13 protein-coding genes are annotated in these 15,663 nt (G+C 64.7%); 1 reads left to right on the forward strand and 12 read right to left on the reverse strand.

Going from position 1 to position 15,663, the window contains the following annotated elements; all coding sequences use genetic code 11:
• Positions 1 to 22 precede the first annotated feature (22 nt).
• The 9 genes from MYA_RS23955 to MYA_RS23995 all read right to left on the reverse strand — a co-directional run bounded on the left by MYA_RS23955 (position 23) and on the right by MYA_RS23995 (position 10,879).
• Positions 23 to 3,109 carry an efflux RND transporter permease subunit gene (locus MYA_RS23955; protein WP_014725446.1) on the reverse strand — a complete coding sequence of 1,029 codons (3,087 nt, stop codon included), beginning with the start codon at positions 3,107 to 3,109 and terminating at the stop codon, positions 23 to 25.
• A complete protein-coding gene (locus MYA_RS23960) occupies positions 3,106 to 4,209 on the reverse strand; it encodes an efflux RND transporter periplasmic adaptor subunit (RefSeq protein WP_081054779.1) in 1,104 nt (367 codons plus the stop codon). Before MYA_RS23960 ends, MYA_RS23955 begins: the two co-directional genes overlap by 4 nt.
• A 158-nt stretch (positions 4,210 to 4,367) precedes the next feature.
• Positions 4,368 to 4,802, reverse strand: a complete 435-nt coding sequence (locus MYA_RS23965; RefSeq protein ID WP_014725448.1) for a hypothetical protein — start codon at positions 4,800 to 4,802, stop codon at positions 4,368 to 4,370.
• Entirely contained in the window at positions 4,799 to 5,989 is a 1,191-nt protein-coding gene (locus MYA_RS23970) for a multidrug effflux MFS transporter (RefSeq protein ID WP_014725449.1), read from the reverse strand. The genes MYA_RS23965 and MYA_RS23970 overlap by 4 nt, the downstream gene beginning before the upstream one ends.
• A 57-nt stretch (positions 5,990 to 6,046) precedes the next feature.
• Entirely contained in the window at positions 6,047 to 6,673 is a 627-nt protein-coding gene (locus tag MYA_RS23975; RefSeq protein WP_034194523.1) for a thermostable hemolysin, read from the reverse strand.
• Positions 6,674 to 6,687: 14 nt separating this feature from the next.
• Complete coding sequence (locus MYA_RS23980) at positions 6,688 to 8,163, reverse strand: AMP-binding protein (RefSeq protein WP_014725451.1); 1,476 nt, start codon at positions 8,161 to 8,163, stop codon at positions 6,688 to 6,690.
• Positions 8,160 to 9,089 (reverse strand): TauD/TfdA family dioxygenase, encoded by a 930-nt coding sequence (locus tag MYA_RS23985; protein ID WP_014725452.1) that lies wholly within the window; start codon positions 9,087 to 9,089, stop codon positions 8,160 to 8,162. Before MYA_RS23985 ends, MYA_RS23980 begins: the two co-directional genes overlap by 4 nt.
• 203 nt (positions 9,090 to 9,292) lie before the next feature.
• The gene (locus tag MYA_RS23990; RefSeq protein WP_014725453.1) at positions 9,293 to 10,249 is read right to left on the reverse strand and encodes a LysR family transcriptional regulator; all 957 of its coding nucleotides are present in this window, start codon (positions 10,247 to 10,249) and stop codon (positions 9,293 to 9,295) included.
• 78 nt (positions 10,250 to 10,327) lie between these two features.
• Positions 10,328 to 10,879, reverse strand: coding sequence for a MarR family winged helix-turn-helix transcriptional regulator (locus MYA_RS23995; protein ID WP_014725454.1), 552 nt, complete (start codon positions 10,877 to 10,879; stop codon positions 10,328 to 10,330).
• A gap of 106 nt (positions 10,880 to 10,985) precedes the next feature.
• Between MYA_RS23995 and MYA_RS24000 the strand changes: the two genes are divergently transcribed.
• Positions 10,986 to 11,795, forward strand: coding sequence for an alpha/beta fold hydrolase (locus tag MYA_RS24000; protein ID WP_014725455.1), 810 nt, complete (start codon positions 10,986 to 10,988; stop codon positions 11,793 to 11,795).
• Between the two features lie 500 nt (positions 11,796 to 12,295).
• Here the strand turns inward: MYA_RS24000 and MYA_RS24005 are convergent, their stop codons facing one another.
• The 3 genes from MYA_RS24005 to MYA_RS24015 form a co-directional block, all read right to left on the reverse strand.
• Positions 12,296 to 12,802, reverse strand: a complete 507-nt coding sequence (locus MYA_RS24005; RefSeq protein WP_226151841.1) for a flavin reductase — start codon at positions 12,800 to 12,802, stop codon at positions 12,296 to 12,298.
• A gap of 165 nt (positions 12,803 to 12,967) precedes the next feature.
• Entirely contained in the window at positions 12,968 to 14,875 is a 1,908-nt protein-coding gene (locus MYA_RS24010; protein WP_014725457.1) for an AMP-dependent synthetase/ligase, read from the reverse strand.
• The gene (locus MYA_RS24015) at positions 14,872 to 15,660 is read right to left on the reverse strand and encodes an enoyl-CoA hydratase/isomerase family protein (protein ID WP_011882678.1); all 789 of its coding nucleotides are present in this window, start codon (positions 15,658 to 15,660) and stop codon (positions 14,872 to 14,874) included. Before MYA_RS24015 ends, MYA_RS24010 begins: the two co-directional genes overlap by 4 nt.
• Positions 15,661 to 15,663: the final 3 nt, after the last annotated feature.

Raw genomic sequence — 15,663 nt, forward strand, 5'->3', positions numbered from 1 at the left:
GCACGCGTTGCAGATTGCATCGTCATACGGTCTCCAGCACGCGGGCGCGCTCGCTGTTCGCGGCCTCGCGATGGCGCTTCGCGATCAGCGTGTACACGGTCGGCAGCACGAACAGCGTGAACAGCGTACCGACCAGCATGCCGGTCGAGACCGTGATCCCGATCGCGAAGCGGCTGGCCGCGCCCGCGCCGCGTGCGAAAATCAGCGGCACGAGCCCGGCGACCATCGCGGCCGTCGTCATGAGGATCGGCCGCAGCCGTACCGCGGCCGCGTGCTCGATCGCCGCGCGCCGGTCGAGGTGCTGCGTGCGTTGCAGTTCGTTCGCGAAGCTCACCATCAGGATCCCGTGCTTGGAAATCAGGCCGATCAGCGTCACGAGCCCGATCTGCGTATAGATGTTCAGCGTCGCGAAGCCGAGGTACAGAGGCACCAACGCGCCGCACACCGACAGCGGCACCGACACGAGGATCACCAGCGGATCGCGCAGGCTCTCGAACTGCGCGGCGAGCACCAGAAAGATCACGACGAGCGCGAACACGAACGTGACCGTCAGCCGGTTGCCTTCCTGCACGTATTGCCGCGATTCGCCGAGCCAGTCGATCTCGTAGCCGGCCGGCAGCGGCTGTTTCTGCAGAAACTCGACCGCTTGCCCCATCGTCACGCCCGGCGCGGCCACCGCCGACAGGGTCGCCGAGTTCATCTGATTGAACTGCGTGAGCGCGTTGGCCTGGCTGCCGTTCGACACGCGCACGACGGTCGACAGCGCCACCATCTTGCCGCCGCGCGTCTTCACGTAGTAGCGGTTCAGCATGTCCGACGACAGGCGCTCGGCGCGCGCGACCTGCGGAATCACGTCGTACGAGCGGCCGTCGTGATCGAAGCGGTTCACGTAGTTCTCGCCCACGAGCACCGCGAGCGTATCGGCGATGTCCTTCATCGTCACGCCGAGCGCATTCGCCTGGTTGCGGTCGATCGTTACGCCGACCGCACGGCTGTCGAACGTCAGATCGCTGTCGACCACCGCGAACAGCCCGCTCTTCGACGCGGCAGCCTTCAATTTGTCCATCGTCGCGAAGATGCCGTTGAAATCGGCCGGCGCGCGCAGCACCATCTGGATCGGCAGGCCGCCGCTCGACGCGGGCAGCGACGGCAGCAGGAACGTGAACACCTGGTCGCCGGCGATCGCGTTCGCGCCCGCCTGCACCCGCGCCTGCAGGTCGGCCGCACTGCGCGTGCGCTTCGACCAGTCGACGAGGTTCACGCCGGCGAAGCCGAGATTCGCACCGCCGACACCGTTCAACACGAAGCTGGTATCCGCTTCCGGCAGCGAGCGGAACACCTTCTCGATCTGCGGCGCGTAGCGTTCGAGGTAGTCCAGATTCGCGTACTGCGGCGCCTTCACCTGCAGCATGATCGAGCCCTGGTCCTCCTGCGGCGCCAGTTCGCGCTTCACGCCGCTGAACAGCAGGCCGATGCCCAACAGGACGCCCGCTCCGAAAACCAGCACCGCCGGCCGCGCGCCGAGGCTCGCATGCAGCAGGCGCCGGTACGCGTGCGTGACGCGCGACAGCGTGTGTTCGATCGCCCGCGCGACACGGCCCTCCGACATCCGGCTGTCGAGCAGCAGCGAGCTGAGCATCGGCGAGAGCGTCAACGCGATCACCGCGGACACGCACACCGCCCCCGCGAGCGTGAAAGCGAACTCGCGGAACAACGAGCCGGTCAGCCCGCCCATCAGCCCGATCGGCGCATACACCGCAACGAGCGTGATGGTCATCACGATCACCGGCGACGCGATCTCGCGCGCGCCGAGCAGCGCCGCGCGCGCGGGCGGCTCGCCGGATTCGATGTGCCGGTGAATGTTCTCGACGACGACGATCGCGTCGTCCACGACGAGCCCGATCGCCAGCACCATCGCGAGCAACGTGAGCAGGTTCAGCGAGAAGCCCGCGGCCAGCATCAGCGCGGCCGAGCCGACGAGCGCGAGCGGAATCGTCACGACCGGGATCACGACCGCACGGAACGAGCCGAGGAACAGGAAGATCACGACCACGACGATCGCGATCGCCTCGATGATCGTCTCGCGCACCTCGTCGATCGACGCGTTGACGAAGCGCGCGACGTCGAACACGTCGCCGATCCTGATGCTGGCCGGCTTGCTGCGCTCCATCGTCGGCAGCAACGCCTGTACGCCGCGCACGATGTCGAGCGGGTTGCCCGACGGCGTCGCGTTGATCGCGATGTTGACCGCGCGGCGCCCGTTCATCAGCGCGCTCGCGTTGTATTGCTGGCCGCCCAGCTCGATCGTCGCGACGTCGCGCAAGCGCACGAAACTGCCGTTCGCCTCCGATTTCACGACGAGGTTGCCGAACGCGCCGACGTCGGTCAGGTCGGTGTTCGCGGAAATGTCGGCGACGGTCAGCGCGCCCTTCAACTGGCCCGGCGCAGCCTGCACGTTGTTCGCCTTCAGCGCGGCCGCGACATCGCCGGCCGACAGCCCGTGCGCGGCGAGCCGCGACGCGTCGAGCCAGACGCGCATCGCGAGATTCTGGCCGCCGACGATGTCGGCGGACGCGACGCCCGGCACCGTGGTGACGAGCGGCTGCGCCACGCGCACCACGTAGTCGGTGATCTCGGGGATCGACAACGTATCGCTCGAAAAGCCCAGATACATCACGGCCGTGGGCGCGTCGGTCAGCTTGGTGATCACGGAGTCGTACGCGCCTTCGGGCATCTTGTACTTGACCTCCTGCACCTTCGCCATGATTTCCGTCATCGCGCGATCGGCGTTCGCATTCAGGCGCAGCCGCGCCTTCACGACGCTCTTGCCCTGCGTGGACGTGGAGGTCAAATACTCGATGCCGTCCGCGGTCGCGATCGACTGGGCGATCGGCGTCGTCACGAAGCCCTGCATCAACGCCTGCGACGCACCGGGATAGGCCGTCTCGACACTGATCGTCGCGCTCTCCAGCATCGGATACTGGCGCACCGGCAGCGCACCGAGCGAGCGCAGGCCCACCAGCAAAATCAGCAGGCTGCAGACGATCGACAGCACCGGCCGCCGCACGAAGATGTCGGTGAAACGCGCGCCCTGCGTGGTCTGGCTCATCGCACCGTCTCCCGTTGTGTGCCCGCATCGGCCAGCGCCTGCACCTTCGCGCCCGGTGCGACGCGCAACTGCCCGGTCGTCACGACCACGTCGCCGGCGCGCAGCCCGTCCTCGATGACGATGCGGCCACGCTCGCGCGCGCCGGCACGCACCTGGCGCACGCGCGCAACGCCGACGCCGCGCCCGTCGCGCTGCTCGACCACCACCACGGTGTCGCCCGCCTGGGAGGTCTGCACGGCGGTATCCGGCACGCTGATCACCGCGTCGCGGCCGGGCAGCGCCAGATGCGCGTCGATATACATGCCGGGGCGCAGCAACTGGCCGGTATTGGTCACCGTGGCCTGCACGGTGATGTTGCGGGTCTCGTCGCCGACCTGCGGCTCGATCGCCGTCACGTGGCCTTCGAAGGTCCGGCCCGGATACGCATCCGTCGTCACACGCACCGTCTGGCCGAGCGACACGCGGCTCAACTCCTTCTGCGGCACCGTGAAGTTCGCGTACAACACGCCGAGATCGGTCAGCGTCGCGATCGGGTCGCCCGGGTTCAGGTACTGCCCGAGGTTCACGCGGCGCAAGCCGATCACGCCGGAAAACGGCGCGCGAATCAGCTTTTGCGTGATGACCGCTCGAGTCTCGCGGATATCGGCGCGCGCGGCGTCGAGCTCGTAGCGGCGTGCGTCGAATGTCGCCTTCGGCTCGGCGCCGTTCGGCACGAGTTGCACGGCGCGGTCGAACTGCCGGCGCGTGTAGTCGGCCTTCGCCTGCAAGCCGGCGAGCTTCGCCTGCTCGGGTGCATCGTACAGTTGCACGAGCGTTTGCCCGGCGCTCACGCGCGAGCCCGCGACGAACCGGATGTCGACGACGCGGCCGGCGACTTCCGGCGCGATGGTCACCTGCCGCACCGCTTCGAGCGAGCCGACCGCCTCGAGCGTCGGCGCATCGGCCTGCGGCTTCACGACGATGGTCTCGACCGGCAACGGCGCCGGTGGCGACGCAGGCCGATCGGCCGCCGATACACGTTCCGTGCGCCAAAGGAACAATGCGCCGGACAGGACGACCAACGCGCCTGCGGCAAGGAACACAGAGCGTCTCACCGATATCTCCCCAATGAATCAGTCATGACGTCAGTTTGGGTGGAGCCGCCGCGCCCGGACGTCAACTTTTCGAATCCCCGTTTAAATTTTTCGCATGCCCGACACGAAAAAAGCCGCTTGCCGCGACGAACGCGGCAAGCGGCGAAGCAACGCCCGCTACGAGCTCAGATGGTCGTGGCAGGCGCTCGCGGCGCATGAAGGGTCCATGCGCGCGCATACGAGTGTGACATCGCCAACAGGACGGCGCCGAACAGCAGCAATGGATTGGTGCCGACCGCCCCGCACATCAGGAACAGCACCGACATCGCCGCCGCGCCGGCGACACCCCACGCGATCGCGATGCCGAGCAGGATCGATAATCCTGCCGCCAGTTCCAGCCAGGGCACGATCAGGTTCACCGCGACGACGTGCGGAAGCGCGACGTGCACGATCGCGCCGGTCAGCGCGAGCCGCACGGCTTCGGGCGCCACCGCGGATCGCGAGACGGCTGCCGTCAGAAAGGGGCCTGCATCGAAGTGCCCGACGATCTTCGTCAAGCCCGCCCAGATCCAGAACGCGCCGAGTACGAGCCGCAGCACGAGCGCGACGGCGGCCTTCATCGCGCCACCTGCGGATGGCGGCGATGCAGCTGCCGGAAGCCGATCATGGTCACGCCGAGCAGACACGCGAACATGATGGCAATCGTCGCGTTCGTCTCCATGGGCAATGCGCTGACGACCCCCGACACGATCGAACCGAGCGCCAGCATCAGGCACCCTTGCAGACTCGCTGCCGCGCCCGCGCGGCCCGGAAACAGGGCCATCGAGCGCGCCATCGCGTTGGAGAAGATGAAGCCCTGTGCAAACGCGATCAGCATGATCCCGCCGAGGGCGGTCACGAGGCTCAGCTCGACGCCGCTCGACGCCACGCAGGCCACCCCGAGCGCAAAGGTCGCGATGCCGACGCGCATCAGCTGCTCGCCGCTGTAGCGCCGGATCAGGCTCCGGTTCAGCGTCGTGCCGCCGAGGTAGCACAGGCCGACGCCGAGCGCAGTCGAACCGAAATAAGCCGCGGAATGCCCGAGGCGGATTTGCACGATGTACGGGCCGATCACGTTCCACATCAGGAACGCCGAGAAGCTCATCCCGAGCATCGCGACAGCCGACTGGAAGTGCGGATCAGACAGGATCTCGCGATAGCCCGCAATGGTTTGCCGCGGCGTGCGCCGCAACTCCGGCCGCAGCGTCTCGCGCAGGCCCGCGAACGCGAACGACAGCACAATGAGCCCATAACCGCAGTACACGACGAAGTTCCAGCGCCAGCCGGCCCACTCCTGCACGTGTCCGCCCACGTAAGGCGCGATCACGGGGCCCAGCCCGAACGCCAGGCTGAGGTAGACGATCGCGACGCGGAAGCGGTCGCCCTTCAGCCGGTCGACCAGCACGGCGCGCGCGACGACCTGGCACGAGCCGATCGCGAAGCCCTGAATCGCGCGTCCCGCCATCAGCACCTCGAACGAAGGCGCGACGACCGCCAGCGCGCTGCCGGCGATGAACAGCACGAGGCCGAACAGTATCGACGGGCGTCTGCCCCACCAGTCGGCCAGGATGCCGAAGCCGAGCTGGCCGATCGCATAGAACACGAGCGTGATCGTGATCGTGTTCTGCATCATGCTCGGCATGACGTCGAGTTCTCGACCGATGGCCGGGATGCTGGGCGCATAGAGGTCGATCGCGATCCCGCCGACGCTATTGATCAGCGGCGCCAGGAACACGAGGAAGTTTTCATATCTGTTTGAGTTGGACATGGGGACGTTCCTGAAATGACGGGACAGGCCGACGCGAGTGCGTGCGGCCTGTCGGGATCAGTGACCGTTGGCGGTGCATTCGACCTGCCTTGGCGGCATTCGGGCCGAGGGCGGATCGCCGAGCGGGCTCCACATCGGCAAATCGTTGCGTCGGGCCATGTCGTCGATCCTTACCATGATGACGCGCGGCGCGTTGTCGTAGTACGTGCCCCAGTCGACATGCCGGTCACGCACCCGGCTCACGCACGCGCGGCCGAGATCGTCGTAGGCGATCTGCAACGACTGCACGATGTAACGCACGCGCTCGGTCGCCGTCATCAGCACGTACCGGTAGTGGTGCTGGGCCAGGGTGCGGAACACGCTCGCCATCAGGTAGCGCCCGGCGCCCTTCGGGCCGAACGACGAGAACTGCCCGAGCTCGATCAGCTCCGCACGCGACAGCCCATACAGGCTCGTCAGCGATTCGTCGAGGTAGTGCTCCGAGAACAGCCGCGCGCTATCGCCCCAGCTGAGCCCCAGGCATGCGTATCCGGGCAAGGTTCTCTCGCGGTCGGTCAGACACCAGAACTGGTCCGGGCGAGGCTCAGGACGCGCGCCGTGCGCCTGATAGTAGTGCTGCGAGACCGCGAGCTGAATCTCGCGATAGGCGTCCTGGCCCGGGTGAAAGGTCCGTACGATCTGCACGTTCGGCTCCCCGGTCAGTAAAGCGACGCCGCATGGTCACGCTCGATCAGCTGACGGCGCGGCCGCCCGGTGACCGTGTAGTAATCCGTGCGGAAGCGCTCGATGTCGGTCACGACCCGCACGCGCCGCACCCGCGCGAAATCCGCGAGCCGCGGTTCGAGCCGCGCCATCTCGTCGCGCACCGCCGCTTCGTCGTGCGTGGACAGCACGATCGCCGCCGGCTCTTCGCGCCCTTCGCCGAACACCACGATGTCGTCGATCAGCGCGCTTTCCTTGTAGACCGTCTCGACCCACTCCGGCGAGATGTTGCGCGCCGTCGACAGGATGATCACGTGCTTCTTGCGGCCGGTGATGTACAGGAAGCCATCGACGATCTCGGCGAGGTCGCCGGTATGCAGGTAGCCGTCGGTGAGCTCGCACGACGTATCGTCCGAGTTGTAGTAGCCCGCGCAGAGCGTCGGTGTGCGCACGCGCAGCTCGCCGTCGACGATCACCGGCTCGATGCCGTCGAGGAACGTCCCGGCGGAACCGATGCGGCGCTGCCCCGGATAGTTCAGCGAGATGATCGAGCTGTTCTCGCTGAGACCGTACGCTTCGTATATTTGCACGCCGCGCTTGTCCAACGATTCGAGCACGGTGGCCGGAATCTTCGCGCCGCCCGTGATGATGTGCGGATTGCGGCGGCCGAACAGTTGCGTCGTACTGGTCGACTCCAGCAAGGCATCGGCCTCCTCGAGCAGCTTCGGCGGCAGGTACAGGAAGTTCGGATCGACGCGGGCGATCAGGTCCAGGTATTCGCGCGCATTGCCGCTGCGTGCGCCGTACTCCGCGTAGTGCGCGGGCATCAGCGTCAGCGAGCCGCCGGACAGCACCGGCAGGAACACGCCGAGCACCTGTTCGATCAGCAGGCTCATCGGCACGATCGACAGGTAATCGAGCGGGCCGGCCGGCACGCGCTTCAGCACGTTCGTCACCAGCAGGCCGACCGCCTCGTCGCGGATCTTCACGCCCTTCGGCTTCGACGTCGTGCCGGACGTATGGATGATCCCGCAGATGCCCGGCTCGATCCGCTCCCCGGTGGGTGCGCCCGCTGCGGGCCATTCGTCGCGCTCGCTCGCGGCGTCAATGCACGAGATGCCGGGCAGGATCGAACCGATGCGCGCGGCCGTTTGCGCATCCTGCGCGAAGATCGCGGTGGCCTTGTGCAACAGGCTGCCGATCTGCTCGTCGGAAAACTCGATCGGCACCGGCAGAAGCACCGCCTTCACGCGCAGGATCGCGAGCATCGTCGCCACCCACGTGTAGCTCGAGCGCGCGGCAATACCGAACACGAGACCGCTGCAATCGCCGTACACCTCCTCCAGCTTGCCGCCGATCCGCGCGACGTCGGCGCGCAGTTGATCGAGCGAGTATTCGCGGCCGTCCATCTCCCGCACGACGATGCGGTTCGGCGCTTCGGCGAAATGACGTTCGATGAGTGCGCTGATCATGCGATTGCTCCCTTGCGATAGCTTTGCGCACCGAAGATGCGGCGGCCCGTGTCCGCGAGACGGCGGCGGCCGTGCATCACGCGGCTGTTGTCGATCACGACGACGTCGCCCTTGTTCCAGAACAGGTCGTACGTATAGCGGGCGGTCACGTCCTTGATTTCGTCCCACACCTCGAAATCGATGTCGGTACCGTCGGCCCACGTGATCAGCGGCGGCTCGTAGTTCACGCTCGGCCCGAGCAGCGAGTTGCAGAACGCGCGACGGCCGGAGAAGCAGCTGACGGTGATCGCATCGGTCACACGCTCGGACGACACGAGAAACTGGTCGAGACGGCGATAGTGCTGGCCACGAACGCGCTGGTTGACGACCTCGAGGTGCGAGTCGTTCACCTCGTGCGCCGGCAGCTGGAGTTCGACGCTCAGGAAGCGCTGCACGTTCGGCCAGGGAATGCGGCGCGAATACTTGATCTGGCGTTGCTCGAACAGACGACGCACGGCCGGCGTCAGTTCCTGCAGCACGCGCTGCCCGTCGCAGATCGTCGTTTCGGAGCCGACGCGAGCCGGCTCGAGGCAGTAGAACCATTGCAGGTCGGGCGTGAACGGCAGGTTGCCGTTCTCACGGTGCAGGCCCATTTCCAGCTCGCCGGCATCGATTTCGGCGGTGTTCTCCGTCGAGGTCTTGCGCGCGGGATCGAACGTGACGCGCGCCGAATGCAGGCTGACGAAGCGGTTGAAATCGTCGAGCGTATCGGCGAAATTGCGAAAGATCACGACACCCGAATGGGCGAGTTGCTCGTACAACTGATCGGTATCGACCAGGTCGATCGCCTTCTGACCGGCCTCGAGGCTTTCGATCAACTCGAAGCCGAAACGCGGTAACGGTTTGTGCTGAACCCTCGCAGCGACTACATCAACAACATCCATCATGGTTGCCTCTCAGTGTGGTTAGTTTTGTGTTCGAAGCACGGCCTCGTCGAACACTGACTAATCTACCGACACGGCGGGGCGCACCGTTTTAAAAATTAAATGGTGGATGTGAATTTTGTTCAGGTTCCTGAAAGGAAGCCCGGCTTTGCTTCCCCATTGGCAATAACCCGCACCGCTCGCCGGCCGGCGCGAACCGATTGCGGCTAGGCGCGAGGCAACTCCCCCGGCTCGAACGCGTTGGCGCTCGCGAGATCCTTGAAGAGGCTGCGCATGGTGCGGATGTCGGGGTTCTTCTCCATCGGCGTCGACCAGATCACGTCCAGCGTGAAGGTCGGGAAGCCGAGGGGCACTTCGCAGATCTGTACGTTCGCCGGAATCGACAGGTGCTGGATCAGGCGCCGCGGCAGCGTCAGCGCGACCGGCAGCCGCGCGACGATGTTCAGGCAGGCCTGATACGTGTTGGCGCGCGCGACGATACTGCGCGAGCGGCCGAGCTTTTCGAGCCAGCCGTCGATCATGTTGCGCTCGGATACCCACGGCGTGGGGAACACGTGCTCCATGTCGCAGAATTCGTCGAGCGAGACGCGCGTCGACGGTGCGAGCTTGCGCGAAGCGGTCAGACACACGAAGGTGTCGGAGAGCACCGACTCCCATTGCAGGTCGGGATGCAGCCGATGATAGCCGGGACCGAAGCCGATCGCGAAATCGAGTTCGCCGGCCAGCAGCCGTTCTACCGGCAGCTCGCGGCCGAGGCGATCGACGATCAGCGAGGTCTCGCGGCCGCGCTTCATGAACGACTCGAGCACCCCCGGCAAGAGCAGCAGCTCGAAATACTCCGGCGCGCATACGCGCATCACGCGGCGTGACGTGGCGGCCACCTGGTCGTCGTCCATGTCGGCGCAGTGGTTCACCGCATCGATCACGTTTCGCAGATACGGCTCGATCGCCTCGGCCTTGGCCGTCGCGACGAGGCTGCCGCGATCGACGTCGAACAGTACGTCGTGAAAGCAATTGCGCAAGCGTTTCAGGCAATAGCTGACCGTCGGCTGGCTGATGCTCAGGACCTCGGCAGTGCGGCGCGCGCTTTTATGTTCGTACAGACACAGAAATACCATCACGTCCTGAAGATCGAGTTGGCGCAATACGTTACTGTTAAGCACGATATTTCCTTATCGTTATTGTTGTCGCCGGCCTCATTTGTTGCGGTCTTTATCTTAAACCCATCGAGGTTCGGTCTGTCACGCCTGCTCCCCTCGCGCCCACCGTTCGCAATCGGGCGGGAGCGCTTCGCCCGGCAGCGCGAGAAGCGCACGCTTCAGCAGTGATGCAAGTGTCGTGCGGTCGTCCCGATCCAGCCCGCCGAGCAACAGATCCAGTGTGTCCACGTGTACATTCACCGCCCTGTCGATCAGTGCGAGCCCTTCGCGCGTCAATCGCACGGCCATTCCCCTGCCGTCCTGCGGATTCGGAATGCGCTCGACGAGGCCGGCCTGCTCGAGTCGCATCAGCCGGTTCGTGATCGCGCCCGACGAAATCATCAGCGAGCGGTACAGCTGCGTGGGCGACAGTTCGTACGGTGCGCCCGCCCGGCGAAGCGTGGCCAGAACGTCGAATTCGCCTTCCTTGAAGCCGAACGGCGACAACGCCTCGGTCCGCGCCTTCTCGCAATGCTTTGCCAGTCGCGCCAAACGCCCGAACACCTCCATCGACGCCACATCGAGTTCAGGCCGCTCGTCGCGCCATTGCGCGACGACGAGGTCAACGTGATCTTCGGTACCCGGAACCGTCATGAATATCCTCGCATTCGATGGGGGCTTGGTCGCTCAACTTGCAGCCAATATATCTCAATATTAAGATAGTTCAGAAGTACACGGGGGACAGCAGTGGAGCAGGCAGATGGCAAAACTATCATTCAGTGACCACGATCTTTATTATGCGGACGTCGGCAGCGGCCAACCGATCATATTGATTCACGATCTGGGTAGCTGCGGTCTCGCATGGACACGGCAAATTCCGTTTCTGCGTCAAGCGGGTTATCGCGTCATCGTGCCGGATCTGCCGGGGCACGGTGCGTCTTCGTATCCGGATCGCACGCTTGACGTGAGGGAACTTGCCGGCAGGCTGCAGTTTCTGCTGGATTATCTTGGCCTCGAAAGTGCCGCCCTCGTCGGCATCTCGCTTGGTAGCGCGATCGCCTTGACGATCGCGCTCGATGCGCCCGCACGCGTCGGCAAGCTGGTCGTCTGCAATGGCTTCTCGAACCTGGTCGACGACGATTTCGTCCGGCGCTTCGAGTTCTGGAAATGCGGTTTCGCGCGCGACGATGGCGCAAGCCGCTGGTTCGAGGAAATGTGGCCGCTGATGGTGAGCGCCGAATTCGCTCAATCGGAAGCTGGCGAGATCGCGTATCAGATCGGCCATGCGCGCGCGGCAACCACCGATTCCGCGCAGCTTGCCCGCCTTTGCATCGGGATCGCGAACTACGACGTCAGAAGGCGACTGAATCTCGTACGCAGCGAAACGCTCGTGTTGCAAAGCGAAGACGGCAGCATTTTTCCGGCGACCGAAGGGCAGCGGCTCGCTGCCATGATTCCGGGTGCCCGCTACGGAACGCTTCCCGGAGGCGGACATCATGCAAATCTCGACCGCGCCGGGGCGTTCAACTGGGCGGTATTGCGCTTTCTTGGCGGGTCAAATGCTGTGTAGGGTTTCGCACGAATCTCGTCTGGAGGCGTGAGGTGCGTGGGCCGTCATCAACGGCACCGCAGGCGACGAAGCCGGCTTCGCGCTCGGCTTCCTCGGCTACTGGCTGACCGCGTTTGTCTACGTCAAGCAATGGTGAGAACGTCGTTGTTGGCGGAAAGTGCGCAGCAACGCCCTCGCCCGGCCGGCTTCGGCTCCGAACGCAAGCGGTCGTAATCGTTCGTGTTCGCCCGTAGCGCCATTCATCGTCGTAACACTCCGACCTAGAAGTCCGCCATCTCACGTCTGCACCAGGTCATCGCTCTACATCGGAAGACCCGCAATTTGTATAAAGCCGGGGCAGCCCACCATCGACTTCCATCGTCCCGGTGTAGCTCTCGTCCTTTGCTGACGACGCCACCGCAAACGAACCCATCAGCAGTATCGGCGGACACTGTCAGCAGAAACTTCGAACGGCAACAATCGGCCTGGCCTTGTGGTCGCTGGGAAACGGCCGCGCCGTGTCACGCATGCTGCTGCGGCAGCCGATGATAAGCTCGCCCGTGATAGACGAGGCCCGAACACGCGGAGCCGAGATGTAGCGCCTGCACGGCGCAGAAAAAGACCGTATGTGTGCCGATGTCGATGCTCCGGTCCACCGTGCAGTCGAGACTCGCGGCCGCTGTGGCCAGCACCGGCGCACCCGTGACGAGACGGATCCACTCGCCGTACGTGAAGCGCTCGGTCATCGGGACATCGCCCTTGCCCGCGAAGATCGGTGCAAGCATCTCGTGCTCATGGGAAAGAACGTTGACGCAGATGATGCCCGCCTTGCTGAAGTGTCCATATTGACGGCTGGACCGGCCTATGCAAACGAGCACCGTAGCAGGATCGTCGGTGACGGAGCACACTGCGGACACCGTCATGCCGACATCGCCGGAAGGCGTCGTGGTGGTGATGATATTCACCGCTGCGCCGATACGGGACATGGCTTCGCGGAAGGTCGTGCGGTCGGGGGAAAGTGCTATCACGGCGGTACCTCTCTCGGTGGACGGAACGGCGGTGCGGCTTCGTGGCGGCGCGCCACGGGTCCTTGCATGAAGCATGCGTGGCGAAGTACCCGTGGCGTTGCACCGTTCATCGCCCGCGCCGCACCGTCGACGGGTTCTCGTGGCCAATTGCGCTGCCGGCGATTCCTATTGCCGGTGAACGGACGCTGCTGTCCCTGAACCGACGAGTTGCTCCTTGATCAACCGCTCTTCGGCGTCGTCGTAAAGGCCGGCAATAATGTGCGCGTAGCGTGCCATCAATGCCTTGCGGCGTTTCTTGCGCGTGGCGGTCATCACGCCGTTTTCCGGTGTGAGTTCCTCGGGGAATATCCTGAACGCCTTGATCTGCTCCGCGCGCGCCAACCTCGCATTCGCCTTTTCCACTTCTTCACGGATCAGGTCGATAACGGGCGGCGAACTGGCCAGATCGGCGTACTGCGTGACCGACGGGTCGTGCGTCCTGGCCCAGTCCATGGCGAGCGTGCCGTCGACTTCGATCAACGCCGTCAGATACTTGCGCCCTTCGCCGATCACGAGTGCCTCGGTAATGTACGGACTCTGGCGCAGTTCGTTTTCGATCTGCACCGGGCTGATCGATTTGCCGGCGGCCGTATTGATGAGCTCCTTCTTTCGATCGATCAGCTTGTACGAACCGTCCGCGCCGACGTCGACGATATCGCCGGTGTACAGCCAGCCGTCCCGCAGCGCGGCCTTCGTTTCGGCTTCCTTGTTCCAGTAGCCGATGAACAGCCCCGGCCCCCGAACGATCATTTCGCCGTCCGGCAACACGCGGGTTTCCCAGGCGGGGTCGTCGAGCGGGACCCCGGAGTTGCCGGGCCTCGACCAGTCGGTCACCTGCGCGAGGTTGCCGCCGACCATCTCCGTTTGCCCGTAATTCTCTTTCAGGTTGACGCCCCACAACTGAAACAGCGTGACGACCTCGGGCGGCACCGGAGCGGAGGCCGTGTACGGATAGCGCAAATCGTCGAAGCCGATTCTGGCCAGCAACGGCTTGAACACGCGCTCACGGCAGATGGCGTAGAGCTGTTCCTTGAACGGGTCGCCCGTGCCTGCGTCCTGGCGATCGGCCAGCACTTCCCGCGCGATGCCGAGCGCGAGCGTGTAGTTTCTCCGCTCGGCTTCGCTGCTGCCGTTCACGTGGTTGATGATCTGGGTCGCGAACTTCTGATAGAAGCGCGGCGGCGCCATATAGGACGTCGGTCTGACTTCCTGAATGCACTTCGCGAAATCGGCCGACACGTCGACGAAGTAAGATACCGTCTTCGCGATCAACGGCAGCGTCGTCGCCTGAATGCGCGCGACCGTGTGCGAAAGCGGCAGATGGATCACCATGCGCTGCGGTTCGGACAATATCGCCGGACAGAAGGTCGGCCACGTGAACGCTCCCGCGAGCATCGACACGTGCGTCAGCATCGCGCCTTTCGGCGCCCCCGTGGTTCCCGAGGTGTAACCCAGGCTCACCAGGTCCGTCGGCCGCGCAAGCTCGGACTGCTCACGCAGATAGGCGACTTCGTCGCCGTCAAAATGCGACGCGAACTCGGCGAGTGAAACGACATTCATGCCGGTTTCGTCAGGCGAGCGCTTCCAGTCCGGATCGAGCACCACGATCTTGAGGAGCCTGCTGGACGTATCGGCCGCTTTCATGACCCGAAGCTGCTCGGCACTTCCGGCAAAAGCGAGTGTCGCCCCTGAATCCTCCAGGTAGTAGCGGACCTCTTCGACCGACGCGGTGAAATAGACGCCTACCGTCACCGCGCCCGAGCAGATCGTCGCCATGTCGGCAATCAGCCACTCCCGCGATACGTCGCCCATGATGGCAATCCGATCGCCTCGTGCGACCCCGGCCGCGCCGAGCGCTGCGGATACGGAACAGACTGCGTTCGCATAGCCCTTCCAGGTGGTGGGCACCCACGCTCCGGCACGCCGTTGAAAGAACGCGTCTGCGTCAGCGCCGTTCTTCACGCGCTCGATCAGCAAGGCCGGAATGGTGGTGGTCGCGAATTGATTGCCGGAAGTCCACGGTGCCGCGCTCATTTCCAGTTGTCTCCAAAGCGCTTGCGCCTTTCGGTAAACGAAGCCACCGCTTCGCGCCGCTCGGGCGAATTGAACGTGATCGTCTCCAGAGCGATCGACGTGTCGAGAAGCAGATGGGCATTCTGCTTGACGAGCTTGTTGACGCAGTACTTCGTCCAGACGATCGCGTCGCGCGGGCCGCTCGCGAGCAACTCCGCGTAATCGAGCGCCGCCTCCAGCAGCTTGTCGCTTTCGACGATCTTGTTGATCATCCCCATCGTCAGCGCTTCCTCCGCGCTGACGAAGTCGCCCGTCATCAGATAGTGCCGCGCGCGGACCGGCCCGAGCAGAAGCGGCCAGATCACCGCACCGCCGTCGCCCGCGACGACACCGGCATTGACGTGCGTATCGGCGAACCGTGCGGTCGGGCTCGCATAAATCATGTCGCAGAACAGCGCGAGCGTCGCGCCCAGGCCCACGGCCACGCCATTGACCGCCGCCACGATCGGCACCTCGACCTCCAGCATGTTTCTTATGAGGTGACGGCCACCACGCGTCGCCGACGGGATATTGCCGTTGTCGATCGACTTCTGGTCGCCGCCCGAGCAGAACCCGCGGCCGGCGCCGGTCAACACGATCGCCTTGACCGATTTGTCGTGATCCAGCTCGACGAATACCCGTTCGAGTTCGTCGTGCATGTCCCAATTGATGGCGTTCAGGATTTCCGGGCGATTCATCGTGACGATCGCGACACCGGAGGACCGTTGTTCGACATTCAGATACTGATAGCGCGAAGACGTATTCATCGG

This window comes from Burkholderia sp. KJ006 (genome assembly GCF_000262695.1).
Taxonomy (GTDB): Bacteria; Pseudomonadota; Gammaproteobacteria; order Burkholderiales; family Burkholderiaceae; genus Burkholderia; species Burkholderia vietnamiensis.